The organism is Flammeovirga aprica JL-4 (assembly GCF_012844305.1).
Classification (GTDB): Bacteria; Bacteroidota; Bacteroidia; order Cytophagales; family Flammeovirgaceae; genus Flammeovirga; species Flammeovirga aprica.
The window spans coordinates 1-2,134 of sequence record NZ_JABANE010000253.1 but is presented as its reverse complement, the minus strand read 5'-3'; the positions used below and the strand labels follow the sequence as shown (position 1 = coordinate 2,134).

Below are 2,134 nucleotides of genomic sequence, written 5' to 3'. Positions count from 1 at the left end.
CAGTGGGAAGTACACATAATAGTTGTTCGATTTATGATGCAAAAATACTACAATTTTTGTTGAGAAGTTGAGGTTGTCAAACTACAAATAGTAAGAAAAAATGGGTGCAGGTGCTCACCTTATAATGTGACATTCTTCCACCTTAGTAGGTGAGCAACTGTCACCTCTACATGTTGCGGTCCCTCACCTTATAAGGTGGAACACCTCAACCTTAGTAGGTGACAACCTCAACCGGATAGAGATTCGTGAAATTCCCTGAGAACTTGGACTCCCAAAAACCACTTTCTACATAAGAGTGGGTAAAGGTCAATTTTGAAGGTATTGTTATCAAAAATTGGCCTTTATGTTTTACCTATCTTCTTTTTTATTTGTAGTTATAAGTTGGAAACTTATTCTATAACCTAGTTCTAAGTAACGCCTGACGGCTTGATACTTAGAACAGTGGGGGGTATTTAAAATTGTATTTACTCTTTCTTAAATAGAGCAGGGTAAATACCATCATAATTATCTTCCAAATTCCAATTATACTGTAATTCTCTAGGCATACAATTAAATAAAAACTGTTTTCCTTTATGAGATAATCTAAAGTTTTTTCCATTCATAGTAGCTCCTGCTTTACTATTGATTCTCAAGGTATCACTTTTAGAAATAATAATTATTTTATCACGTCCAACATATTCTACATCATTCGGTTCTATTATGGAACTTAAATTTACATTCTTAACTGTATAATATATTTCGAATACAGAATCCTTTTCGCTGTCAAAATTTACATTGGGAGTATCATAACTAATAAATTCATAAGCACAATTTAGATAGCTTTCTTTTGTCGATTTTTTATTTAATTGTTTATCTAATCTCATTCCTCCCCACGTATCATCTTCATATCTACTTTTTATATAGATATCAACAGTTGAACTACAACCTAAAAGATTAAATAACACGAATAAATAAATAATTTTTTTTCTCATCATTATTCAAAATCTAAAACAGATTTGGTTACATCACTATATTTTTCTTCAGTATACATTAATTGATCATTTGTACCATGACTTTTTCTACTACCTCTTCCTCCATCACCATTGTCTAATCTCTTAGATACAATATTTACTTGTTCTATGGTATTCTTTTCTTCTAAGTTAGAATATCCATCTATTTCACCACTTTCTTTTTGTTTTTTATATTTATCATCTTTCAAAAGTCTATTATTTTTTGCGTGCACTAATTCATGATATAAAATTAAAGCAGGTGAATGCATATTCCCTTCTGCATCTTTTCCTTTTGTATAGTAAGACCATTTAATCTCCTTAAGCTTTGAACTATATTTTGCTCTCACCATACCATTTTTTATATTCAAATTTAGAGATTCATCGGTTTTAGCTAATTCATTAAACACTCCTTCTTCATCAGCATCTTTTAAATATTGATATGCTGCATTAAATGCTTTAACTTCTTCTGTATTTTTGCCCCCTTTTACTTCTTCATGGAATTTTAAAGCATTTGTATCTTTATCGTATGTATAATAACCCACTAGTTTTCCTCGACTATAAATATCGATTCTTTTCCCATCTGGGTCAATATATCTCAATGGGTTATTTGCTACATAATTATAAGGACTCATTGATGAATACTTTTCTGCCAACGGGTCAACCACAAACCATCTCCCCAAACTAGCATCATAATGTCTAGCACCATAATCAATTAACCCTATCTCCTCCTGTTTTTCTTTTCCATTGTATTGGAATTTATGATCCGGTGTCCCTTCCTTCTCAATACCCGCCATATTCATACCAAACGGATAGTAGTGGTTTTCTTGGACGATATAATCGTTGAAAGTGACTTTTAGGTTATCAAAATAGGCATTGACTTCTTCAGATTGATTGAAGATCCCTATTTTCATATAAGCCGTATTTTCAGGTGCAGTGAGTGGCAATTGAAGTTGTTGTCTTTGATCCGCTTTAGAAATAAATGATCGTTCTTTATTAATTAGCTGATCATTTTCATCATAGAAACGAACCTGCAGTGAGATAAGGGGCAATGTTTGGAGCTATTGTTTCTCCACAATTGAAATCGTGGGCTTTTGATGTACCCACTCTTCCTCCTACAAAAGGCACCAACTGTGGCTTCTTTCCCA

Annotated in this window: 2 protein-coding genes; both read right to left on the bottom strand. The window is 32.6% G+C overall.

What is annotated here, in order from left to right; genetic code table 11:
• Nucleotides 1-464: 464 nt before the first annotated feature.
• A complete protein-coding gene (locus HHU12_RS33605) occupies nt 465-974 on the bottom strand; it encodes a hypothetical protein (protein ID WP_169661096.1) in 510 nt (169 codons plus the stop codon).
• Nucleotides 974-2,038 carry an RHS repeat domain-containing protein gene (locus tag HHU12_RS33600; RefSeq protein WP_205960071.1) on the bottom strand — a complete coding sequence of 355 codons (1,065 nt, stop codon included), beginning with the start codon at nt 2,036-2,038 and terminating at the stop codon, nt 974-976. Before HHU12_RS33600 ends, HHU12_RS33605 begins: the two co-directional genes overlap by 1 nt.
• Nucleotides 2,039-2,134: the final 96 nt, after the last annotated feature.